General features: G+C 57.2%; 17 protein-coding genes and 2 tRNA genes. 13 read left to right on the top strand and 6 right to left on the bottom strand.

What is annotated here, in order from left to right; genetic code table 11:
- Positions 1 to 138 precede the first annotated feature (138 nt).
- From ML541_RS01380 to ML541_RS01370, 3 genes are all read left to right on the top strand, one after another.
- Positions 139 to 702, top strand: a complete 564-nt coding sequence (locus ML541_RS01380; RefSeq protein ID WP_243369984.1) for an XRE family transcriptional regulator — start codon at positions 139 to 141, stop codon at positions 700 to 702.
- A gap of 144 nt (positions 703 to 846) precedes the next feature.
- Positions 847 to 2,571 (top strand): carboxyl transferase domain-containing protein, encoded by a 1,725-nt coding sequence (locus tag ML541_RS01375; RefSeq protein WP_243369983.1) that lies wholly within the window; start codon positions 847 to 849, stop codon positions 2,569 to 2,571.
- Between the two features lie 106 nt (positions 2,572 to 2,677).
- Positions 2,678 to 5,566: a biotin/lipoyl-containing protein gene (locus ML541_RS01370; protein WP_243369982.1), complete on the top strand. Its 2,889-nt coding sequence runs from the start codon at positions 2,678 to 2,680 to the stop codon at positions 5,564 to 5,566.
- A 96-nt stretch (positions 5,567 to 5,662) separates the two neighbouring features.
- Here ML541_RS01370 and ML541_RS01365 read toward each other — a convergent pair whose 3' ends face one another.
- On the bottom strand, positions 5,663 to 5,872 hold the full coding sequence (locus ML541_RS01365) for a hypothetical protein (RefSeq protein ID WP_243369981.1): 210 nt from the start codon (positions 5,870 to 5,872) through the stop codon (positions 5,663 to 5,665).
- A gap of 129 nt (positions 5,873 to 6,001) precedes the next feature.
- On the opposite strand from ML541_RS01365, the gene ML541_RS01360 reads away from it, so the two are divergent.
- The 10 genes from ML541_RS01360 (at position 6,002) to ML541_RS01315 (ending at position 17,991) form a co-directional block, all read left to right on the top strand.
- Positions 6,002 to 7,657, top strand: a complete 1,656-nt coding sequence (locus ML541_RS01360; RefSeq protein WP_243369980.1) for a methylmalonyl-CoA mutase family protein — start codon at positions 6,002 to 6,004, stop codon at positions 7,655 to 7,657.
- Between the two features lie 52 nt (positions 7,658 to 7,709).
- On the top strand, positions 7,710 to 8,114 hold the full coding sequence (gene mce, locus ML541_RS01355) for a methylmalonyl-CoA epimerase (protein ID WP_243369979.1): 405 nt from the start codon (positions 7,710 to 7,712) through the stop codon (positions 8,112 to 8,114).
- A 497-nt stretch (positions 8,115 to 8,611) separates the two neighbouring features.
- On the top strand, positions 8,612 to 10,066 hold the full coding sequence (locus ML541_RS01350; RefSeq protein WP_243369978.1) for a hypothetical protein: 1,455 nt from the start codon (positions 8,612 to 8,614) through the stop codon (positions 10,064 to 10,066).
- 120 nt (positions 10,067 to 10,186) lie between these two features.
- Entirely contained in the window at positions 10,187 to 10,474 is a 288-nt protein-coding gene (locus ML541_RS01345; protein ID WP_243369977.1) for a hypothetical protein, read from the top strand.
- Between the two features lie 186 nt (positions 10,475 to 10,660).
- Positions 10,661 to 12,151 (top strand): VCBS repeat-containing protein, encoded by a 1,491-nt coding sequence (locus tag ML541_RS01340; RefSeq protein ID WP_243369976.1) that lies wholly within the window; start codon positions 10,661 to 10,663, stop codon positions 12,149 to 12,151.
- A gap of 144 nt (positions 12,152 to 12,295) precedes the next feature.
- Positions 12,296 to 13,600 (top strand): ATP phosphoribosyltransferase regulatory subunit, encoded by a 1,305-nt coding sequence (locus ML541_RS01335; RefSeq protein WP_243369975.1) that lies wholly within the window; start codon positions 12,296 to 12,298, stop codon positions 13,598 to 13,600.
- Between the two features lie 10 nt (positions 13,601 to 13,610).
- The gene (locus tag ML541_RS01330) at positions 13,611 to 14,906 is read left to right on the top strand and encodes an adenylosuccinate synthase (protein ID WP_243369974.1); all 1,296 of its coding nucleotides are present in this window, start codon (positions 13,611 to 13,613) and stop codon (positions 14,904 to 14,906) included.
- A 77-nt stretch (positions 14,907 to 14,983) separates the two neighbouring features.
- Positions 14,984 to 15,059, top strand: a tRNA-Lys gene (locus tag ML541_RS01325).
- A gap of 1 nt (position 15,060) precedes the next feature.
- Positions 15,061 to 15,138 (top strand) — tRNA-Glu (locus tag ML541_RS01320).
- A 186-nt stretch (positions 15,139 to 15,324) separates the two neighbouring features.
- Entirely contained in the window at positions 15,325 to 17,991 is a 2,667-nt protein-coding gene (locus tag ML541_RS01315; RefSeq protein ID WP_243369973.1) for a S8 family serine peptidase, read from the top strand.
- Positions 17,992 to 18,038: 47 nt separating this feature from the next.
- On the opposite strand, the gene ML541_RS01310 is transcribed toward ML541_RS01315, so the two are convergent.
- Genes ML541_RS01310 through ML541_RS01290 form a run of 5 tightly spaced genes read right to left on the bottom strand, consistent with a single transcriptional unit; the run spans position 18,039 to position 24,069 of the window.
- Entirely contained in the window at positions 18,039 to 19,388 is a 1,350-nt protein-coding gene (locus ML541_RS01310; protein WP_243369972.1) for an MATE family efflux transporter, read from the bottom strand.
- Positions 19,389 to 19,437: 49 nt separating this feature from the next.
- Positions 19,438 to 20,640 (bottom strand): ABC transporter permease, encoded by a 1,203-nt coding sequence (locus ML541_RS01305; RefSeq protein ID WP_243369971.1) that lies wholly within the window; start codon positions 20,638 to 20,640, stop codon positions 19,438 to 19,440.
- Positions 20,640 to 21,344 (bottom strand): ABC transporter ATP-binding protein, encoded by a 705-nt coding sequence (locus ML541_RS01300; protein ID WP_243369970.1) that lies wholly within the window; start codon positions 21,342 to 21,344, stop codon positions 20,640 to 20,642. Before ML541_RS01300 ends, ML541_RS01305 begins: the two co-directional genes overlap by 1 nt.
- The gene (locus ML541_RS01295) at positions 21,341 to 22,633 is read right to left on the bottom strand and encodes an efflux RND transporter periplasmic adaptor subunit (RefSeq protein WP_243369969.1); all 1,293 of its coding nucleotides are present in this window, start codon (positions 22,631 to 22,633) and stop codon (positions 21,341 to 21,343) included. The genes ML541_RS01300 and ML541_RS01295 overlap by 4 nt, the downstream gene beginning before the upstream one ends.
- Positions 22,630 to 24,069: an efflux transporter outer membrane subunit gene (locus ML541_RS01290; protein WP_243369968.1), complete on the bottom strand. Its 1,440-nt coding sequence runs from the start codon at positions 24,067 to 24,069 to the stop codon at positions 22,630 to 22,632. The genes ML541_RS01295 and ML541_RS01290 overlap by 4 nt, the downstream gene beginning before the upstream one ends.
- Positions 24,070 to 24,132 lie beyond the last annotated feature (63 nt).

The following is a 24,132-nucleotide window of genomic DNA, read 5'->3' as shown; positions in this document are numbered from 1 at the left end:
AAGTATTTCAGTTTCCTTTAAATCCTTGATTTAATGTCAGGATTTTATTATTAGTGAAATTTTTTTTATTGACATTGGAATCTAAATTCGGTATGTATTCCGAAAAATAAAAATAGGTTTTATTTTTTGAGGCTTTAAATGACCGATTATAACATCGGAGCAAAGATAAAAAAGCTGCGCCTTGCAAAAAAATTAACACTTCAGGCCGTTGCAAAGGAAACCGGTTTTTCGCCGGCGCTCATATCGCAGATCGAAAACAATAACGTTTCTCCGCCGATCGCCACCCTCTCGAAGATCGCCAAGTTCTTCGACGTCAAGGTCGGCATGTTCTTCGCCGAGGACGAAGAGGAGTGCCGGTTCGAGGTGGTACGGAAAGGGGAGCGCAAGCTGATTCCCCGCGTCATCTCCCGCTCCGGAACCAGCCAGGGCTATTCCTACGAATCCCTGTCGTTCAGGAAGCAGAACAAGAAGATGGAGCCCTTTCTGCTCTCCGTTGCGGAAAAGGCGGCCGAGGAAAACACCTACAGCCACGACGGCGAGGAGTTTCTTTTCATCATGCAGGGCAATGCTGAACTTCTCCTGGACGACGAGCGCATCACTCTCGAAGAGGGGGACTGCGTCTACTTCGATTCTTCCCTCAAGCACCGCCTTCTCTCCAAGGACGGCTCGGAGGTAAAGGTGCTTGCCGTTGTAACCAGATAAACGCAGCGACGAATCTAGTTTCACCCCCGCCGAAGTTGCCCATTCACCATCTCCCTTGGTGTAACTTTGAAAACAAAATGATTTTCATTATGCTTGCTTCAAAATATTGCTGAAAACAATCCAAATACCGGAAGGATGACGGAGATGTCCAAAAAAGCGATTAAACCTTCACTGAAGAACCCTTTTGCCCCGGATGAGAAAGTCGATTTCAACATTCCCGGTGAGATCTCCCGTGCCGAGGGGGGCTATGAAGAGGCCATGAAGGAGGGCTACGACCTGATCCAGCGCCCCATCAAGTCGGTGAGCATCGATCAGATCGAGAAGCAGCACTTCAAGAAGCGGATGACCGTCTGGGAAAGGATCCGGGTTCTGACCGAGCTGGAGCCAAACATTCTCTTCCAGAACTGGGGCAAGAACCTGGACGGTGCCTCGCTGGTCACCGGTATTCTCAATATCCACGGCCGCGATGTGGCGGTTTACGGCCATGACTTCACCGTCCGCGCCGGTTCCATGGATGCCACCAACGGCAACAAGCTGGCTCGCCTGTTCCAGATGGCCGGGGAAAAAGGGATTCCGCTCATCGGCATGAACGACAGTGCCGGCGCCTTCGTTCCTGCCGGTGTCGGCGGACTGGACGGCTACGCCGAGGCATTCACGGCGCTTCGCAAAATCAGTGGCGTCGTTCCCAGCATCATGTGCATGTTCGGTTTCAACGCCGGTGGCGGCAGCTATTTGCCGCGGCAGGGAAGCTTTGTCATCCAGCCCAAGGATACCTTTTTCGGCCTGACCGGTCCCGGCGTCGTCAAATCGGTGCTGGGTGAGGACGTCACCCCCGAGGATCTGGGCGGCCCCAATGTCCACGGCCAATCCGGCGTTGCCGACCTGACCGTCGAAGACGAAGTGGGTGCCCTGCGGACTGCCGTCATGCTCCTCAATTATCTCCCTGACAACAACAGCGTCATGGCTCCTTTCCAGCCGACGAGCGATCCTCTGGACCGCAAGACCTGGGAGATCAATACGCTGCTCAAGAAAGCCTTCAACTCGCCGACCGGGTTCAATACCCCCTTCGATGTCTCCATCATCATTCAGCAGATCTGCGACCACGGTGACTATTTTGAAATGCAGCCGAACCGTGCCAGGAACGCCGTCACCGCCTTCGGTCGCCTTGGGGGCAATGTCGTCGGCTTTGTCGCCAACAACAGTGCGGTGGACTCAGGCCAGATCGACGTTGATGCCGCTTACAAGATTGCCCGCTTCAACCGCTTCTGCAACATCTACAACATCCCCATCATCTTCATGGAAGATACAACCGGCTTCCTTCCGGGACGCGAGCAGGAGGCGCGCGGCATCGTCCAGGCCGGCCGGGCCATGCTCGATTCCATCGTCGATATCCGCACACCACGCATCCTGCTGATTCTTCGCAATGCTTACGGCGGCGCCTATGCTTCCTACAACAACTATCCGACCGGCGCCGACCTGGTTCTTGCACTGCCCACCACCCGTCTGGCGGTTATGGGACCGGCAGGCAAGGAATTCGTCTATAAGGACGAACTGCGCAAGCTGCGTACAGAAGTCGCCGAGCGGGTCAAGCGCGGCACTCTGCAGCGTGTCGAGGCGGGGGTCAAGGAGGATGCCGCCAAGAGCGATGCCGAAAAGGAAGCGGCGGAATGGCTCAGGACCCAGGAAGCAGCCCTCAACCTGCGCTACGAGAAGGAGCTGATGAATCCCAAGGAGGCGCTCAGCCTCGGTTCCATCTCCTCGCTGGTTATGCCCACCGATCTGCGCAAGGTGCTCGGCGAGAACCTGAACTTCTTCCTCAGGCATTACAAGCCCGGCCCCATGCAGGCGGTACAGCGCGAGTTCCACTAGGCGAGAAAAGCCCTCGCCTGCACACGGCTTTTCCGTCTGACCGGCAGAGGGTGCATGTCTGATTGCTTCTGACTTTAATTATCCAATGGATTGGAGATGGAGACCAATGAAACAAACCTCTGAGTACTACGTCAAGAACCCGCTCATTCATAAGGACCGCCGGCTGGGCAAGTCACCATCCGAATGGGTGAGTTCCTTTTCCTGCGAAGATCTCAAGCCCCTCATCGTCTGTCGCGGCCCGATCCGTAAGGAAGCAATGGATGTCTATCAGGAGATGGGGATCACCCATTACGGTATCCTGCTGTCGGAGAAAGATTCCATAGTCTACCCAAACGCCCTTGCTCCGGAATTGCGCCAGTTGACCGATCCGCACCGCGTTCACCGCGTTCCCGACTATACCGGCGCCAGCAAGGAGGAACGGGTCGAGCGTATCCACCAGATCATCAGCATCGCCAAGGATAACGGCTACGACTCCATCTTTGCCGGATATGGATTCATGGCTGAAGACGAGGAGTTTGTCGCCGCCATCGAAGCTGCCGGGCTGAAATTCATCGGTCCATGCTCAGCCACCCAGGCGGGAGCGGGCAAGAAAGACGAAGCCAAACGGACGGCCCTCTCCGTCAACGTCAGCGTCACCCCCGGTATCGACAACGTCACCGCCCGCACCCTGATCAAGAAACACCCGACCCGCGAAAAGCTGTTGGCCTTGGCAAAGTCTGATGGTTTCAACTGCGACGAGAAAGTCCTCAATGATGCGTCAATCTCCCTGGAGGACCTGGCCGACCATATCCTTTACGCTTCCTATGCCAAAGGAGTGGATCTTTTCTCCATAGAAGAGCTCTGCGCGCAGGTTCAGGCCGAAGTAGCTGATATGTTCAAGAAATACCCCCAGAGCCGGGTGCGTCTCAAGGCCATCGGCGGCGGTGGAGGCAAAGGACAGCGTATTCTCGGCGCGTCGCTGCTGCCGCTGAAAAAAGCGGATGACAAGGCCATTGCCGCTGCTGCAGCCGAGGCGCCGACCCTGGTCCGCGAGATTCTCAACGAGGTCAAGGCCAACGGCGTCGGTGACAACAAAAACGTCCTTATCGAGCTGAATATCGAGCAGACCCGCCACAACGAGATCCAACTCCTGGGCAACGGCGACTGGTGCATTGCCCTGGGTGGCCGTGACTGTTCTCTGCAGATGCATGAGCAGAAGCTGCTGGAGGTCTCGGTCACGCAGGAAGGATTGTTGGCTGCCATAGAGAGGGCCAAAGCGGCGGGCAGCAAGAGCGAAGCCAAGGCGCTTGAGAGCGACCTGAAGGTTCTGAAGCGCATGGAAGAGGAATCGGAGCGTTTCGGCAAGGCAGTCGGCCTTGACTCCGCCTCCACCTTCGAGTGCATCGTTGACCGTGACCGCCATTTCTTTATGGAAGTCAACACCAGGATTCAGGTGGAGCACCGGGTAACCGAGCTTTGCTACAGTTTGAAGTTCTCCAACCCCAAAGACAAGAACGACTTCTTTGTCGTCGAGTCGCTGGTGGAGGCCATGGCCCTGCTTGCACGGCACAAGGAGCGCCTGCCCAAGCCAGAGCGAATCCCCCGTTTCAATGCATCCGTTGAGGCCCGCCTCAATGCCACCGATGACTCGCTGTCGCCCCATGCGGGGGGCATGATCCGCTACTGGTCGAAGCCGATCGACGGTGAGATCCGCGACGACCAGGGGATCAGCATGCTCAACCCCGATACCGGCATTTTCGTCAAGTACAAGGTTGCCGGTGCCTATGATTCCAATATCGCTTTGCTGCTCACCAAGGGTGAGAACCGTCGCGACAGCTACGAGTGCATGTCCGAGGTCATTCGCAGCACAACCCTGCGCGGCAGCGACATGGCCACTAACCTGGAGTTCCACTACGGCCTCGTCAACTGGTTCCTCGGCACCAATGTCATGGCCAAACCGACGACCCGTTTCGTCGTTCCTTATCTAACGCTGGTCGGCACTTTGAAGGAGGAGGCCAACAAGCTTGATCCTGTTTACGCCTTCCTGCAGATGAAGAAGCACTACGCCAAGCTGATAGCGGATCAGTTCCCCGACGACCCCAAGGTTGCTAAAAACATGTCGGCCCTGATCGACCGCAAGGGAACCCTCATCACGCGGCCGATGGAAAGGCTGCTCGGCGATCCCCACCTGCTGTCCGGCTGGTTGTGCATGAACACCAAGAATTTCCGCATCGACAACGGCAAGGTGGTCTGGCTAAGGAATCCACTCGGCGTTCTGAACGATACCTATGAGTATCTTCACATGTCGTTCCGTCCCCACAAACCGGCTGCCGAAGTGATCTGGGGACATGACAACGATCTGCTCCAGGAATCCCTCCGCTTCTCGCGCACCCTCCGTGAAAAACTGGGCCTGCAGCGGGACGAGTATTTCCAATTGTGCGAACTGATGCATAAAGAAGAACCCCAGGGGGGAATAGATGCCGCCACGTGGGAACAGGCACGCTCTGCCCACTTCGGCTATGAGGCCGGACTGGAACTGCTCGGCATGCTCTTCCTGATAGGGGTGAACGTGAAGTTCTGGGATCTGCGGGTCGAGGAGGACCTTGAGATAACCATCCCCGAATACCTGACGGACCCGGATCTGCAGGCCCGCATGAAAAAGGTGCTGGTGCCTCCTCCGGCAACCAAGGCTGACGAGATCGTCTCCGTCTGCGGCGGTATGTACTATGGTCAGGAAGCGCCCGGCATGCCCCCCTTCGTGGAGGAAGGGATGCATTTCGAGAAGGGACAGCCCCTGTACATCATCGAGGTCATGAAGATGTTCAACAAGGTCAATGCCCCTTTTGCCGGGACCATCGACAAAATCCTCATCCAGGGGGGAGACGGCACAATCGTCCAGAAAGGACAGCCGCTCTTCAAGGTTACGCCCGACGAGAAATTTGTCGAGGTCGATCCCGCAGAGGTCGAGCGGGAGAAACGTTCCGTAACGACAAAATACCTGAAGGCAGTGCTTTAACTCCTTTACCCGGGGAAAGAAAAAGGGCTCCCGCAGGGAGCCCTTCCATAATCACGCCGCCCCGCCTATGAAGCGGGGTTTGCTGTTTCAGCATCTTCAGTGCAGGTTGTAGTCGTCCCCCTCTACGCACTCCGACTGTGCTTCGAGAAACGACTTTTCCTGGGGGTCTTTGATGATCTCGGTGACCCCATGATTCACCGACCACATGGTTCCACAACTGGGGCACTCCATGATGTCTTCGGTGAAGCCGTCGGAATGAAGCTCCATGTCCTTGTGCTGCCGGCTTTTGCATACTGGGCATTTCATGGCTTTCTCCTTTCTCACTTCATGAAGCACCGGTAGATGATTAAATTTTATGACCATTAACACATAAATTGCAAGTGGATAAAGCTACCTTACTATCCACATTTTTCCTAAAACGACAAGGAGAGCACAATGGGTATTTCGGATTCCAAGAAGGGATGGCAGGAAAACATGGTGACGAAGAATCTGGCCAAGGCGCCGGAGCGCAAGGAGGAGTTCCGGACGACCTCCGATATAGAGATGGAGCGCTGTTTCACCCCCGACTTCGAACTTCCCGGCTATGAAGAAAAGCTCGGCTTCCCCGGCGAGTACCCCTTCACCCGTGGCGTCCAGCCCACCATGTACCGGGGACGCTTCTGGACCATGCGCCAGTATGCCGGTTTCGGCACCGCCAAGGAATCCAACGAACGCTACAAATACCTCCTCCAGGCAGGGCAGACCGGCCTTTCCGTCGCCTTCGACCTCCCCACCCAGATGGGCTACGATTCCGATGCCGGCATGAGCCGCGGTGAAGTGGGCAAGGTAGGGGTCGCCATCGACTCCCTCGCCGACATGGAAGTACTCTTCGACGGCATCCCCCTGGACAAGGTCTCCACCTCCATGACCATCAACTCCACCGCCGCCATCCTGCTCGCCATGTATATTGCCGTCGCCGAAAAGCAAGGGGTCTCCTCCGACAAGATCTCCGGCACCATTCAGAACGACATCCTCAAGGAGTACATGGCCCGGGGCACCTATATCTATCCACCCAAGCCCTCCATGCGCATCATCACCGACATCTTCGCCTACTGCAAGGACCAGGTACCCAAGTGGAACACCATCTCCATCTCCGGCTACCATATCCGCGAAGCCGGATCCAGCGCCGTCCAGGAAGTAGCCTTCACCCTCGCCGACGGCATCGCCTATGTTGATGCCGCCATCAAGGCCGGCCTAGATGTGGACGAATTCGCCCCTCGCCTCGCCTTCTTCTTCAACGCCCACAACAACCTTCTGGAAGAAGTAGCCAAGTTCCGGGCCGCCCGTCGCATGTGGGCCAAGATCATGAAAGAGCGCTTCAAGGCCAAGAATCCCAAATCCATGATGCTGCGCTTCCATACCCAGACCGCTGGCTGCACCCTCACCGCCCAACAGCCCGACAACAACATCATGCGCGTCACCATTCAGGCCCTGGCAGCAGTCCTCGGCGGCACCCAGTCCCTGCATACCAACTCCCGGGACGAAGCCCTGGCGCTCCCCACCGAAGACTCCGTGCGGATTGCCCTGCGCACCCAGCAGGTCCTAGCCTACGAATCCGGCGTGGCCGATTCCATCGATCCCCTGGCCGGTAGCTACTTGGTCGAATCCCTCACCGACCAGATCGAAAAAGCCGCCTTCGACTACATCGACAAGATCGACAACCTCGGCGGAGCAGTCGAAGCCATCTCCCAGGGATTCCAGCAGAAAGAAATTCAGGATTCCGCCTTTGCCTACCAGCGTGCCATAGAAACCAACGACCTGGTCATAGTCGGCGTCAATAAGTTCACCATCCAGGAACCCCCTCCTGCCGGGCTCTTGAAGGTGAAGGAAGAAGTGGAGATATTCCAGAAACAGGCATTGGCGGAAGTGAAGGCCAAGCGGGACAACGACAAGGTCAAGGCAACCCTGAAGAAGCTGGAAGAAACGGCCAAGGGAACCGACAACCTCATGCCGTACATCCTCGAAGCGGTCAAGGCCTATGCGACCCTGGGAGAGATCGCGGACGTCTTCCGCGAGGTGTTCGGAAAGCATCGGGAGACGGTGGTGCTGTAAGTTGACATGCGGCGCCGCCGGTGATAGCGGCGCTTTGCGAGAAAGGATTGTTATGCTGACGAAGATCAATCATTTGGGAGTGGCGGTCAATGCCCTGGCTGATGCTCTCCCCTATTACCGGGATCAGCTGGGTATGGCATTCAAGGGAACTGAAGAGGTGCCCGAGCAGCAGGTGAGGGTGGCTTTTCTGGAAATCGGCGAGTCGAAGATAGAACTCCTTGAGCCGACCAGTACCGAAAGTCCCATTGCAAAGTTTTTGGAGAAAAATGGCCCCGGTATTCATCATGTGGCATATGAAGTAAATGATATTGCCGCTGCCATAGCAAAATTGGAAGCGGACGGGGCGCGCATGATCGATAAAACACCGCGAAAGGGTGCCCATGGAGCACTAATTGCCTTTGTTCATCCCAAGAGCAGCAATGGTGTCTTGACGGAGCTCTGCCAATCTGCTCATTAATTTTAAAACCCCATGGCGCCATGGAGGGAGAGGCCGAAAACGGCCTCTCTTTTTTTTGAAGTTTCAGTTTTTGAAACATTGTTTGAAAACGCTTGACTTTTGTTTGCAAAAAAAGTATAAGGATTACCCATTGACCCTGATCGATGCTGCCCGCGCTGGGTGTTAAGGGCAATTTAATAAGGATTGTTGACAAATTGAACGAGCGGATATAGTATCGTCCGAAAATTGAAAACAACTGGGTGTCCATGCCGTTATCAAACTCAACACAGAGAGATCTACAGCTTAGCCCACCGGTTGCCGCAAAAGGGTGGCATGGTAATGCTGCCCCGATTGCTGTTGTAAGCCCCTGCCTGTCCCTTTGACCGGATGCGCCGGGGCTTTTTTGTTTTATCCATTGGTGTTTTCGGACCTGATTTTGGGAGGAAAGGTGGTGATGATCCAGAAGTTGCTGTAACTGCTTGTTATTTCTATTATTTACAACAATGAAGGAGGCACACATGAGTTTGAAGAAAAAAATGTTGGCAGTTGCCGCAGTGGGCGCCCTGACCGCAGCCACCGCAGTTCCCGCCATGGCTTTTGAGAATGAATTTCATGGGATGTATCGTTTCAAAGGGGTGATGTCCAACGTCCAGAATGCTTCTGGAGCCCACTTTGCCACTATTAGCGATGATCCCCAGACAAAGACCTTCCTGGAGCAGCGTGCCCGCCTGCTGTACAGCGCCAAAGCCAGTGACGATCTGAAGCTGGTCACCCACTTCGAGCTTGACTACAGCAAATTCGGCGATAACTCCTACAACGTTGGCAGGAATAATGGTGGTGCACTTGGCGCCGATGAAGTCAACCTCGAAACCAAGAGCGTCTATCTTGATTTCAACCTCCCCACTGCCACCAAGATCAATTTCAAAGTCGGTATGCAGCCGTGGGTAGACTCCTATGGCGGCCTCGTGGTCAACGCTGATATGGCCGGTGTCCTTGCCTCTGCAAAATACGGCGACCTGGCAAACTCCATCGGTTTTTTCCGTTTCGACGACGACGCCGGTCGCAAAGGGTTTGAAAAAGCACTATCTGGTAAAAATACCCGTGATTTTCTAGCTCTCGACTCCAAATACAATGTCACCAAGGATTTCAGAGTAGGTGCTACCTACTACCTGCTCAATGATGACCTCAATGCCGACAATGCTGCACTTGCCGGTGCATTTACCACTGATGCTGCAACAACTGCTTCCACTGGCACCAATTCCGGGCGTGTTGCCAATTCGAGCATCACGCACATGGTCGGGGTTAATGCCCAGGCAAAAGTGGGTATTGCGACCATCGACGGCGGTCTCATTTATCAATTCGGTACATTGGATACCCCGGTAAAAGGCCATCTGAGCGCTTTTGGCGGGTATGTGGGCAGCAAGGTTGCGGCAGGCCCCGGTACGGTTAATTTCGTTGCTGCCTACACCTCCGGCGACAGTACTCCGGGAGCGGGAAACAGCAACGCCTTTCAGTCGGTTCAGAATACCACCAGCTCCGGTGTGTCCGAAAACACCTTCTATGGCGCAAATCTGCACATCCTGCTCCGTTCCAAGTATGAGATCAATTCCGGTGGGTACATCGTGGGTTCCTCCAACAACAAAAACCAGGGTATGACTGTTGGCGCTCTTGGCTATGACATGAAGTTCACCGACAAGCTCTATGGCAATGCCAATATCGGTGCAGGTGCTGTTGCCAAGACCAATGGTAATTCTGGTTCAGCAGACAGCAAGTACCTCGGTACGGAAATCAATGCAGAGGTCGGTTACAAGCTGACGGATAACCTGAATGTTAGTGTGGTCGGTGCTTTCATGAAACTGGGCAACTACTACAAGGGTAACGCAAAAAATGCGAATACTGGTGCTGCCATTGCTGCTGGCGACAAGCCCAACGACCCCTTCTACTCAACCGTCATGCTGAACTACGTTTTCTAATTTGTCTTATGGATTGCTCTTGGCCGGCGGGGCGACCCGCCGGCTTTTTTTTGACAAGTAGAGAAAAAATGATTTACTTTTCTTAATGGTTTACTCGACCGCAAAAGGGGGGAGACACACATGGGGAAACTGTCAGTCATGATTATCTCGGCGTTGTGGTTGGCAACGACCGTCCCGGCGTATGGGGCGGACACGACGAAGGATCAGAAGGATGAATGCTTGCTGGCCTCAAAGAATTGTGCATCCCAGGTAGACAGCATCCAGAAGAAGATTAAGAAGCTGAATGCGGAGATCAAGAAGGGGAACAGGGTTTACAGTCCCGAGGAACTGAAGAGACTGCAGACTAAGCTTGCCGAGGCAAACGACATGCTCGATACGTTGCTGGGCCTCAAAGGTGGTTCACAGTAACAGGAGCCTTTCTGATGTACGATGGCGATAGCTCCCAGGAGAGGAAACTCTCCTTTTTTTGTGCCCGCCCCCCGTTTCCCACACAAACCCTTTGACTTCACAATACCCTCCTGAGATAATCTCGCGGCCGGCAGTCAAACAGCTTTAGTGTCTGACCTTTCTTTTGCTCGTGAAGGAGATTTTGCCATGGAAAAAACCTTTCTGTTCCTCGCTACCGTTCTTTCCCTCTTCTTGGCCTGCGGACAATCAATCGCAGGAACAATTCCGGTGTATGTCAACGAATTCAGGATAAATGGTGCTCCAGAACAGGCTGATCTCAAAAGTACACTGCAGATGTTGCTTGTTTCACGTCTGAACAACGACTCGCTGGCCACAGTCGAAAGCAAGTCCGGCGGCGATCTTATCGTCGAGTGCAGCTATACGAAAGCCGGCAGACTTTTCAGCCTGGATGCGGTGGCAAGGGACCGTGCCGGGAAGGTCGTGGCGAGGGCCTTCGAGCAGGGGGGAGGAGAGGATGATCTCATTCCGGCCATGACCAAACTGGCACAGCGGCTGAACGCAGAAATAACCAGGAGACTTTCTGCGGATGCTGTTTCCTTGAAACCTGACTTGGCCACTGTGCCGGCAACCGCTCCTCTGGCTGCGCCGCAATCGGCAGTACCGGTACACGCTTCCGATATTGTCAGGCCTGAGCCTGCAGTAACCCGTCCTGCCAATCCGAACGCAACCCGGCTGCCGGAAGCTTTAGTGGGGGTTGCTCGTGGGCGCACTTTGGACAATGGGGGCAGAGAAATCTATGCCCTGGGTGAGCACGCACTGTTTCTCTATCACCAGTCCTCTGAACCTAAGCTCATTGCGACGATTACTTTTGCAGATGGTGCAAAACCGGTCGGTGTGGATACGGGCGATATGGATGGGGATGGTACTCCCGAAGTCTATATCACCCTGGTCAAGGGAGACTCGCTCGCTTCCGAAATATGGACCGAGAAAGAGGGCCGCTTGCAGAAGGTGGCGGGAAATCTACCTTACTATTTCCGGGCGCTGGCACTTGATGGAAAAACAAAGAAGATGTACGTACAGCAGATGAGCACGGATACCGATTTCTATGGCGATGTCAGGGAGTTGATCAAGACCGTCAACGGTTATGGCATGGGTAGTGCCGTCAAATTGCCCAGGTTTGCCAATATCTACAATTTCAACAGGTTTCGTGATGCTGCCGGCAAGGAGTACACTGTAGTCGTCCATGAGGACGGCTACCTGCTGGTTTATGCTGAGTCGGGAGAGGAATTGTGGCGCAGCAGTGACAAATTCGGGGGATGCGAGGTTTATGTGAAGCGCCAGGACATGGGCAATACCCGCGCAACGGGTAGTGATTACCGCTGGACTTTCCTGGAACAGCGCATTTTCGTCACCCCCGAAAACGATATCATCGTTCCGAAAAATCAAGGTTTCTTCGTTTTCGGCAACAATCGGTCCTACAAGAAAAATTCCGTATTCGCTTTTGCCTGGACTGGTGCAACTCTGGATGAAAAATGGCATACCAAAGAGAGTCAGAATTACCTGGCCGACTATGACTACGACTCTGCCGCAAAAGAGCTGATTCTTCTTGAGGTGGTGAAGAAGAAAGGGCTGCTGAATGAAGGGGCGAGCGCCATCGTCGTCAAGAAAGTCGAATAGGTCCCAAAAGCGTCTTTTATGCAAGAGGGTGCCGCAGTCGGCACCCTTTTTTGTCCCCATTTAACTGTTGACATGGCATTGGGATACTGCTAGCCTTTCAGGCGTTTTGCCGTTTTCTATTCAACATTTTTGCCGGGAGAGATTTTGACCATTCCGCCATCCATTGAAGCCCCCTTGCCAAAGGGTGTTACGGACTTTCTGCCGGAGAAGGCCGACGAGATCGCCCATATCGAGGGGAGGATCAGCCGCGTCTTCGAGCTGTGGGGATTCAGGCGGGTTATGACGCCGCTCCTGGAATTCCACGACGTGATTGCCCTGGGCATGGGAGAAGACCTCAAGGAGAAAACCTTCCGCTTTGACGACCGCCAGACCGGCAGGTTGTTGGCCATTCCCCCCGATATTACTCCCCAGATAGCCCGCATTGTGGCTACCCGCATGCTCGGCTATCCGCTTCCCCTGCGCATTTACTACAACGGACGGGTGCTTCGTCACGCTGCGGTGCAGTCGGGCCGGAGCCGCGAGATCTTACAGTCGGGGGTGGAACTGATCGGTTTGAACTCTCCGGAGGCCGATGCGGAAATGGTGGCCATGGCAGTCGAGGCACTGCGTAGCCTCGGGCTGGAAAAGTTCAAGATTGACTTGGGCCAGGTGGACTTTTTCCGCGGTATCATGCTTGCTGCCGGGCTATCCGCCTCAGCGCACACCCTCCTGCAGGACGCCATTGCCAAGAAGGATGCTTCGGCGGTGGGGGAAATCCTCGACAGGGAAGCGATCACCGATCGGGCGAAGGAAGAGATTGCTGCCCTGCCCAGGCTTTTCGGCGGCAGAGAGGTGCTTGCCCTCGCAGAAAAGGCGGCCGGTAACGATCGTTCCAGGAAAGCCCTGGAAAATATCGCCGAGGTGTTGGAAATTCTCGATATCTACGGCGTTTCCGACTACATTACCATTGATCTGGGAGAGATCCGCGGCCTCGACTATCACTCTGGCCTGACCTTCGAAGGCTTTGTCGGAGGGCTGGGCGAGGCGGTATGCGGCGGCGGGCGCTATGACGGATTGACGGCCAAATATGGCCGGCCGGCCCCGGCGACCGGTTTCGCCTTCAACATCCTTGCATTACTGAAGGTCCTGGAAAAGCAACCGGAGATGGAGGCAACACGGACACGGGATTTCCTTCTCTTCAATCTGAAGGAGGATCGGCGGGAGGTCCTGGAGATAGCACAGAAGCTGCGCGACAGGGGGTTTACCACCGCCCGGGACATCATCCGGAGGGATTTCGACAATTCCCTTGCCTATGCAAAACGTATGAATATCAGGCAGATGCTGGTGATCGGCGGTAATTACTGCGCCGAAGATGAAGTGTACCTGGTCCAGGTGGCTGACCGTAAAGGGATTGCCATCAAGAAAGCGGACCTGTTGAGGGATGATTATTCCCTTAAAATTGAGCTGTAAGGAGACGTCAATGGCTAACGTCGTGGTAGTTGGTGCCCAGTGGGGCGACGAGGGTAAAGGAAAGGTCGTCGATATTTATACGGAATTCGCCGACGATGTGGTGCGGTACCAGGGTGGAAACAATGCCGGCCACACACTTGTTGTCGGCGATGAGAAGATCGTGCTGCATCTGATTCCATCGGGAATACTGCACAAGGGAAAACGCTGCATAATCGGTAACGGAGTAGTGCTCGATCCCGAAGTATTCATCAAGGAAATCACCAATTTGAAAGCCAAGGGAAAGTTTCAGGACGACGGTGTTCTGCTCCTTTCCGAATCGCTGCATATCATCATGCCGTACCACAAGCGGATAGACATCGCCCGCGAGGCGAAGAGCGGCGCCAAGAAGATCGGCACCACCGGCAGGGGGATCGGACCAGCATATGAAGACAAGATCGGCCGGCGCGGCATCCGGCTCATGGATCTTCTGGACAAGCAGGTCTTTACCCGCAAATTGAAAGAAAGCCTGGAAGAGAAGAACTTCATCCTGGAGAAGATGCTGGGAGAAAAACCTTTCACCTTCGAGGAAATCTTCGACGAATACAGTGCCTTCGCCGATACCCTGCGCACCTACGTTGCCGATACCACTTTGGTTCTGCACCAGGATCTGAAGGCCGGGAAGAAGCTGCTCTTCGAAGGCGCCCAGGGAACGCTGCTGGATGTGGATCACGGCACTTATCCGTATGTGACCTCATCATCCACCTGCGCCGGCGGTGCCTGCACCGGTTCCGGGGCTAGCCCGCGAGACATCCATGAGATCATCGGCATCTCCAAGGCCTATGTCACCCGTGTCGGCAGCGGTCCGTTCCCTACAGAGCTCGAGGATGCCGATGGGGAAAAATTGCGCCAGACCGGCGGCGAATTCGGCGCCACCACCGGGCGGCCCCGCCGTTGCGGCTGGTTCGATGCCCTGGTTATCAAATACGCCGTACGGGTCAACGGTCTTACGGGAATCGCCCTGACCAAGCTTGACGTTCTCAGTGATTTTGAAACAATTAAGGTATGCACCGGCTATTCCTACAACGGCAAGTTCCTCAGCGAAGTTCCGGCCAATCTGGATATTTTCGAGAAATGCCAGCCGGTATACGAGGAGATGCCTGGGTGGAAGGCGGACATCAGCGCTGCCAGAACGTTCGAAGAACTGCCCGAGAAGGCGAAAAAATATGTGAAGCGCCTGGAAGAGCTGGCCGGCTGCCAGATCGTTCTCGTTTCCGTCGGTCCACGGCGTGACCAGACCATCATGCTGCGCAACCCGTTCGAAGCTTAAAATAAATTATGGAAAAAAGTGTTGACGGTGAAAAAAAGTTTTAGTATAAATGGGACTTCGCTGCAGCACGCAGTTTCGAGCCGCTAGCTCAGTCGGTAGAGCACCTGACTTTTAATCAGGTGGTCGTTGGTTCGACCCCAACGCGGCTCACCATGTCCCCTTCGTCTAGCCCGGCCCAGGACACCGCCCTTTCACGGCGGCGACACCGGTTCAAATCCGGTAGGGGACGCCACAAACAATAGCCCTTTCAAGGAAACTTGAAAGGGCTTTTTGTTTTGCCTGTCGGTCCAATTGCGGTCCGTTTGAATCTCTCATTTACGATCGGTTGCACAGATTAGGCAGCCATCTTTCTGCAGAGGACAGGTATATTTTTTGCTCCTTTACCTGTCGCCCTTCCAGATAATAAACAAGGAAAACCGTGTACCTGAAGAGACTGCTTGTATTCATTACCTTAGCTATTGTCGCCATTGCCACAGCAGGTTTGGCCGCGGGGGAGACAACGCCGTTAATTGGCTCATCACGCCCTGCGAATGCGCCTGTATTGCATTCCCCGGCACAGAACAGCATAGAGGCAAGCCTTGCTGCGCGCGGAGCGGCGAGAATCATTGTCCGCCTTGCTCCTCCCGCCGATCTTCCGCAAGGGTTCATTCCCGAAGGGGAACTTTCCGATGCAGCGGCGGTCCAAGCCCAACGAGCAGCAATCGCCCGGGGACAATCCAAAGTTGGGGCACTCCTCTCACATGAGCATCTGGCAGAAGCAAAACGCTTCCCTTTTATCCCTTTTATGGCACTGGAGGTCGATCGTGCCGAATACGAAGCACTGCTAGCCCTTCCCGAGATTGATCTGATCGAGGAGGATCTGCCGCTTCCACTTTCCCTTTCCGAGAGCGTCCCGTTGATCGGCGCCGTGGGAAACCTCTTCAACGGCTACAGCGGCAGCGGTCAGATGGTTGCCATTCTCGACACCGGGGTCGACAAGGCCCATCCGTTCCTCACGGGCAAGGTCGTCTCAGAGGCTTGCTATTCCACCACCAGCAGGCTGAACGGATCGACAGCTCTCTGTAAATCAGGATCGACGCTTCCCGGGGCCGGGGGAAACTGCAGCCCTACGTTGCCCGGCTGCGAGCACGGCACCCATGTGGCCGGGATCGCGGCTGGGAAGGGTGCATCATTCAGTGGTGTTGCCAGGGATGCAAATATCATCGCCATTCAGGTGTTTTCCCAGTTCGACACTGCCCAGTGCGGCGTAGGCGCAACCGGCCCCTGCATAATGTCGTATATCTCCGATCAGGTCAGTGCCCTGCAGCGGGTCTATGATTTACGGAGCACCTACAGCATCTCTGCCGCTAATTTGAGCCTGGGGGGAGGTGCCTACGCCTCCTACTGCGATTCAGATTCCAACGTTACCTCCGAGAAAGCCGCTATCGATGCCCTTCGCAGTGTCGGCATAGCCACGGTTATCGCCTCCGGTAACGATGCCAACTCATCCGGAATTTCTGCCCCAGCCTGTATTTCCAGTGCCATCAGCGTCGGCGCCACCAGCAAGTCCGATGTCGTCGCCTCTTACTCAAACAGTGCTTCCTTTCTCAATCTCCTCGCTCCGGGAAGCTCTATTTATTCGTCGGTCCCCGGAACCGGGTACGCCTATCTGAGCGGCACCTCCATGGCGACTCCCCACGTGACAGGCGCGTGGGCAGTTATCAAATCGGCCAAGCCGGCTGCCTCCGTGACGGAAGTTCTCGACGCACTGGCATCGACAGGGGTGCCGGTGACCGATTCGCGCAACGGCCTGGTGAAACCCAGGATCCGCGTCGATTCCGCCATAAACGCCCTGTCTACCCACATGATTACTGCAAGCGTTGACGGCGGCAACGGGACAATCGCGTCAGCCAATCCAGTTTCGGTGACGGGAGGGCAGACAGCCACGTTTGCCCTGGCACCGGCTGCAGGTTACCATACAGGCACCCCGACCGGCGGAACCTGCCCCACGGGAAGCCTGAGCGGCACCAGTTACACTACTGGAGCGATCACCGCTGACTGCTCGGTTATCTTTTCGTTTGCTCCCAATACCTATACCATCGGTACTGCCATGACCGGTAACGGCTCCCTTACCTGCACCCCGGGCACCACTGTCAGTTACAATACCGTCACCTCATGTAATGCCACGCCCGCTGCCGGCAGTTATCTCACCGCTGTGACCGTCGATGCTGTCGCCCAGACCGTTGCCAACAGGGAACAATTTACCTATTCCTTCGGCCCGGTGACCGCCGATCACAGCATCAGCGCCACATTCGCTGCCGTTACCCCTCCGGGGGCTCCGACAATTGGTTCTGCAACTGCAGGGAACGGAGAGGCAACAGTGACTTTCAGCCCCCCTGCCAGCGACGGGGGGAGCTCCATAACCTCGTATACCGTCATCTCCAATCCCGGAGGCATGGCCGTCAGCGGCCCCGCCAGTCCCCTGAAGCTTACCGGCCTGAACAATGGGACGGCATACACCTTTACGGTCACTGCCACCAACGGTGCCGGGACAGGTCCCCTTTCTTCCCCCTCCAACAGCGTCACGCCGAACTCCGGCTCCCTGAGCCTCACTGCTTCCTTGACCGGCGCCGGATGGGGGACGGTCAGCAGCAACCCTGCCGGCATCACATGTACGACCGGCTCATCCAGCGGTTGCACCGCGTCCTTTGTCACCAATTCTGCCGTTACCCTCACCCCCCTGCCCAGGTGGGATTCCCTTTTTACCGGGTGGGGGGGCGGCTGCAGCGGCACCGGGCCGTGTAGCATCGGCATGTCATCCACTCAATCCGTCAGCGCAGGCTTCAGCCTCAAGCAGAATGCAAGGGTGGGAGCCTCATATTTCGCTTCACTGCAGGCGGCCTATGGTGCCATTACCGCTGCCGGGACTATTGAGGCCGGGGTAGACACATTCGTCGAGTCACTATTGTTCAATGGTGAAAAGGAGATTACCCTGTCCGGCGGCAAAGACAGCTCCTTCCTTTCCACCACCGGCTTCACCACCGTCGATGGCTCGTTGACCATATCAGCTGGAACCTTGACCGTGAGTGAACTGGTCATCCGGTAAATGATTCTGCATGGTTGGTTGGGCTGGAAAAGACATCGTAAAGCCAGCTAGAAGGATGCCTTTGTCCCATTCATCACGCTGGTACACCTCCAACCTTCGCTGTGAAAGCGCAGCAGCCAGATAACCGCTGTGGCAAAGACGAAGACCGTGGCCAGCGCCCACTCCGCCGCCAGGCTGGGGCAGGTCCAGTCGATGAGCCATAGCAGGACCAGGAAAGCAGTGGAAGAGACAAGGAAGGTGCGGGCTAGCCAACGTGTGTCTCCAACCGAGGCCAGGACGCAGCCGATCGTGACATTGGCGGCATCGAACAGGCAGTAAAAGGCCACGAACTTCATCACCACCGAGCCTGTTTCCACGATTGGCGCGCTTTCCAGGCCATTGCCGGCAAAGGTCGACATGAGCGGGCCTGCCTGGGTGGCGAACAGACAAGCCATGGCCAGCATCCATATTTCGCACACCAAAAGGGCCTGAGAGGCGATCGCCGGTATTTCGTCGTCGTTGCCCGCTCCCCGGGCATGTCCCACCAGTATCCCTGCCGCCTGACCAAGGCCGAAGGCAGGAAAGAACGCCATGCCGTTGATGCGGAAGGCGATACTGGATGCGGCCAGTTCCACCGTTCCCAACCGGCCGACCACCACCAGGAACAGGGTCCAGGCCGCCAGCTCACCGCTGATCCTGAGCCCCATGGGCATGGCCAGCGAGAGGAACCGGCGGAACTCCATCCTGTCAAATTTTCTTGCCGCCCCATCGGCGAATCCCCCAGCCTTGGCAAAAATGAGAGCATAAACGATGGCTGCCACCATCTGTGCCGTAACGGTGGCAATGGCCGCTCCTGCCATGCCGAACCGCGGCAACCCCCATTCCCCAAGGACCAGCCCCCATGCCAGGAAAGCGTTGACCGCCAGCGAAACGAAAGTAACGCCGGTGACGATGACCGGTCGCCCTATCCCCGAGAGCCACCCGGCCAGGGCCGAACCCAGAACCGGGAACAGTGATCCCGCCATGCAGATCAAGAAATAGCTGCTCTCATTACTGGCAACCTGTGGCCCATGTCCGGCCAGAAAGAAAAGCTGGGCAAGGGGCCAGGCGGCTGCCAGGGCCAGGATGCCGGACACGAGGGCCGCATGGATGCCGAGCCAGGCCGATGAGCGGACGGCCTGCGTGTCGCCACGGCCGTGGCAGTGCGCAACGAAGGTGCTGGCATAGCCGGCTGTGCCGAAGAGGAATCCCTGAAAGAGGATCACCGCCATGCCGGAAGGCCCCAAGGCCGCGACCGCCGCGCCGGAGTGGCGCGACAGGATAACGGCATCGATGATCTGCATCATGGTGATGGCGGAGGTGGAGAGGATCATGGGGCCGGCCAGTTTGAGCAGGCGAGGGATGTGGTTAGTCTTCATCTGTGGATATGGGATATTTTCGTCATTGTTATGGCTTGCCCCTCTTACCTCATTCGTGCCGCAGGGCATCGATGGGGTTCAGTCCCGCCGCCCGGCGAGCCGGGAAAAAGCCGAAGATTACGCCGATGGCTGCCGAAAAGACGAAGGAGAGCAGGTTGATGCCGGCATAGAACTGGTAGGGGATTCCCATGAGCTTGGCAAGACCGATGGAGGCGCCGGTCGCCAGGGCGATGCCGACCAGGCCGCCGAGGCTGGAGAGTACCACCGCCTCCACCAGGAACTGGAGCAGCACCTCGCTTTCCAGTGCGCCGATGGCCAGGCGGATGCCGATCTCCCGGGTCCGCTCAGTAACCGAAACCAGCATGATGTTCATAATGCCGATCCCCCCCACCAGGAGGCTCACCGCAGCCACCGCACCAAGGAGCATGGTGAGGATCTTTGTTGTGCTGGTGAGGGTCTGGGCAATCTGCCGGGTGTCCATGACCCGGAAATCATCATCCTCATTCTCGGCGATGTTGCGGCGCTCGCGCATGAGCAGGGTGAGCTGTTCCTTTGCCGCGTCGATCGAAGCGCCATTCTTGACCGAGACCGTCAGCCGGTTGATGTCCTGGGTGCCGGTAAGGCGGCGCTGTACAGTGCGCAGGGGCATGATGATGCTGTCGTCCTGGTCGGACCCCATAGCCGACTGCCCCTTTGATTTCAGAAGGCCGATGACTTCGCAGGAGAACTGCTTGATGCGGATCTGGCTCCCGACCGGGTTCTGACCGCCGAACAGCTTATTGCGCACCGTTTCACCGATGACGCAGACCGCCTTGCCCGCCCGTTCCTCTGCGTCCGTGAAGCTGCGGCCGCCGGCCAGCTCCCAGTTACCAGCCTGGAAATAGTCGTTGTTGGTACCGGTGATGACCGTGGGCCAGTTCTTTGCCTGGTAGACCGTCGTCACGCTTTTGTTCACCACCGGCGCCACCCGCTCAACCGTGGTGATCTGGTTGCGGATCGCCTCCACGTCGGCACTCTTGAATTTGGGGGCGCCTTCCGAGCCGGGGCCGAAGCGCTGGCCTGGAACCAGCATCAAGAGATTGCTTCCCATGCTGGAAATCTGGTCGGATACAGATTTGGTGGCGCCGTTGCCCAGGGTGACCATGGTGATAACGGCGGCAACGCCGATGACGATGCCGAGAACGGTGAGAAAGGAGCGCAGCAGGTTGCGGCGGATGGCGCGCATGGAGAGGAGTATGGTGTTCCAGAGCATCAGTTATTCTCCCGGTTGCGCCGGTCGGTCTCGACCCGTCCATCGACGAAGTGGATGACCCGTTTGGCATAAGCGGCTATGTCCGGTTCGTGGGTGACCATGAGCACGGTGATGCCCAGTTCCATGTTGAAGTGGGTTATCAGATCCATGACTTCCTGACTGGTGCGCGTATCCAGATTGCCGGTCGGCTCGTCCGCCAAGAGTACTGTGGGGCGGGTAACGATGGCGCGGGCGATGGCGACACGCTGCTGCTGCCCCCCGGAGAGCTCGGCCGGGGTGTGGTCTTCCCATCCTTTCAGACCGACCTGCTCCAGAGCTTTGCGCGCGGCTGCATGGCGGACCGGCGCCGCTTCCCCCCGGTAGATCAGCGGCAGTTCCACATTCTCCAGGGCGGTGGTACGCGAGAGCAGGTTGAAGCCCTGGAAGATGAAGCCCAGGTAATGCCGCCGCAGCAGCGCCCGCTGGTTGCGTTCCAGTTTTTCCACATGCACCCCCTGAAACTCGTAGCTGCCGTTGGTGGGGGTGTCGAGGCAGCCAAGGATATTCATGGTGGTGGATTTGCCGGAGCCGCTATGACCCATTATGGCGACGAAATCACCTGCGGCGATGGCCAGGTCTATCCCTTTTAGGGCCTGAAAGGCGCCCTGGCCACGGCCATAGGTCTTGGTGATGCCGGAAAGGCGGATTAGAGCGCCGTCGCTCATGGGGAGTTCTCCAGTGACTCTGTGATCACTTGCATGCCTTCCTTAAGCTGCCCGCCGGTGATCTCGGTCATTCGGCCGTTGGTTGCCCCGGTCTTGACGTCGATCGGCGCCGGTTGCCCGTCCCGCAGCACCCAGACCCGTGGCGAGCCGGAATTCGCTGCTTGTTTCTGCTTTGGCACCTGTCTCGGGGGGCGGGGCATCAAAAGAGTGCCGATACTGAAGCCACGCTTCTTCTGCGCCCTGGCCGTTACCGGAGGGGTGAAGCGCAGGGCGGCGTTGGGCACCAGCAAGGCCTTATCGCGGGTAATGGTGGTGATCTCGGCTATGCCGGTCATGCCGGGACGCAGCGAAAGATCATTATTGGCTACCTGGAGTACCGTCAGGTACGAGACCACCCCTTCAACTTTCTGGGACCCATAGCCGACCCGGGTGATGAGGGCATCGTATTTCCGGCCGGGCCAGGCATCAACGGTGAAGGTCGCCTTCTGCCCCACCTTTACCTGTCCCACGTCGGCTTCGTCCACGTTGACCTGCAATTCCATCTTGGAGAGATCTTCAGCCAGGGTAAAGAGAACCGGCGCCTGGAAGGAGGCTGCGACCGTCTGCCCAGGTTGGACTTTGCGTGCCAGCACTACCCCGTTGATGGGTGAACGGATGCTGGCCTTGGCGAGGTTTGTCTGGTCGGACTGGAGGTTGGCTCGGGCCTGGGTGACGGAGGCTCGGGCGCTCGCCTCATTGGCCTCGGCCCGCTTGAGATTGGCCTCGGCGGTGTCCATTTCGCTCTTCGAAGGCACCTTGCCGCCGGAGAGCTGGGCCACCTGCCGGAAACGGGACAGTGCGGCACGCGTTTCGGCTACCGTTGCCTGCCCTTGCAGCACCTGCGCCTCGGCCGCCGCCAGCGTAGCCCTCGATTTGGAAACCGCATCCTGCAGTTTTGCCAAATCTAGGCGTGCAAGGACTTGCCCCTGTTTCACCCGATCGTTGTCGTCCACCAGCACACGGTCCACGATGCCCGAGAGTTCGCTTCCCACGTCAACCTGGTTGGTGGGTTGGAGGTTGCCGCTGGCGGAGACGTTTACCACCAGCGTGCCGGACTCGACCGCCTCGGTGTGGTAGCGTGGGGCTTCACCCTTGCCGTTGGAGCGAGCGGTAAAAAAGGCCACGGCTGCGATCAGAATGACCGCGCCGGTGAGCACCGGCCAGCGGCGGGAGAAGAATCCGCCGGACTTTTTATTCAGGAGGTGTTGCAGGGATACACCCTGGGGGTGTGCTGTCTTGTTTTCGTTCATGACTTGTCCTTCTCATGGGCGCCTGGTTGACTTTGCGGCGACCAGCCACCGCCCAGCGCCTTGTATAAGCGGATGAGCGCCAGTACCCGATCGGCGCGGGTGCTGGCGAGGCTGTCTTCAACAGACAGCACGTTGCGTTCGGTATCAAGTACCGATTGAAAGTCGATCAGCCCGGCGCCGTACCGCTGCCGTGCCGCCTGGGCCGCATTACGGGCCGATTCGGCTGCGTTCATCAGCGCTTCGCTGCTTTCGCGGTTGCGAGAGAAAGCCACCAGGGCATTTTCCACGTCCTGCAAGGCGGTGAGCACCGACTGCTCGTAGGCGACCTGTGCCTGCTCCCGTATCGCATCCTGGATCACCACCTGGTTGCGCAGTTTGCCGGCATTGAAGATCGGAGCGGTGATGCCGGCAAGCAGGGACGAGGTTAAAGCTCCGCTGTCGCCCATGGCCCCCACGGTCAGCGCCTCAAGACCGATGGACCCTGAGAGCCTGAAGGAGGGATAACGGGCCGCTTCGGCTACTCCGATCCTGGCCGTTTCCGCCGCCAACCTCCGCTCGGCACTCTGCACATCAGGGCGCTGGCGCAGAGCATCGGCCGGGATGCCGACGGCAATCTGAGCGGGCACCGAGGGGAGATCGCCACCGGCAGCCAGCTGTCCATGCAGGGTCCCCGGCGTTTTCCCCAGCAGCACATCCAGTCGGTGTTCCGCTTCGGCGAGGCTGGTTTCCAGGGCCGGAATCCGGGCGCGGGTCTGCTCCCGGTTGCTCCGTGCCTGATCCACATCCTGGCTGCTCACCAAGCCTGCCTGGGCGCGCCAGTCGGTCAACTGCAGCGTCTCCGTCTGGCTCGCCAGGTTGTCCCGGGCAATGCGCAGCCGGATCTGCAGAGTCCGCACCTCCACGTAGTTCAGCGCCACTTCCGCCACCAGGGAAACCCGGGTATTCTCCAGGCTTGCCTCGGAGGATTCCACATCCGCCGTGGCCGCTTCCATGCCCCGCCGCACTCCGCCGAACAGATCCAACTCCCACTCCGCGTCGAAACCTGCCCGGAAGAGGTTCTGCGTTCTATTATCCGACCGGTTGCGGCTGGCGCTGCCCGAGCCGGTGACGCTGGGGTAAAGCCCGGAGGTGGCGACGGCGCTGCGGGCCCGGGCTTCCCGCAATTTTGCCAAGGCGCTGTGCAGGTCCGGGCTTGCCTGCAGGGCTTCATCGACGAGCGCGGAGAGCAACGGGTCATTCAATGTGAGCCACCATCGGCTTATATCGCCGGTGGCAGCGGCTTTAGTTTCGGAGCCCGCCATGCCGTCCAGCCGGCTCCAGTTTGGCGGCACGGTCGGTTCCGGTTTCACGTAATTGGGTCCCACCTTGACGCATGCGGTGAGAGCCAAGGCGGTAACCATGATTAGCGGCCATTTGAGACAAGTCACCTGTGTCACTACCTTTCCCCTTGTTGTTTGCCTTGTCACGAGTTGATGGATCAGAAATACCAGGAGAATGTG

The organism is Geotalea sp. SG265, from assembly GCF_022808985.1.
GTDB lineage: Bacteria > Desulfobacterota > Desulfuromonadia > Geobacterales > Geobacteraceae > Geotalea.
Note: the sequence above shows the minus strand (reverse complement) of the source record. Positions and strands in the feature narration are given on the sequence as shown.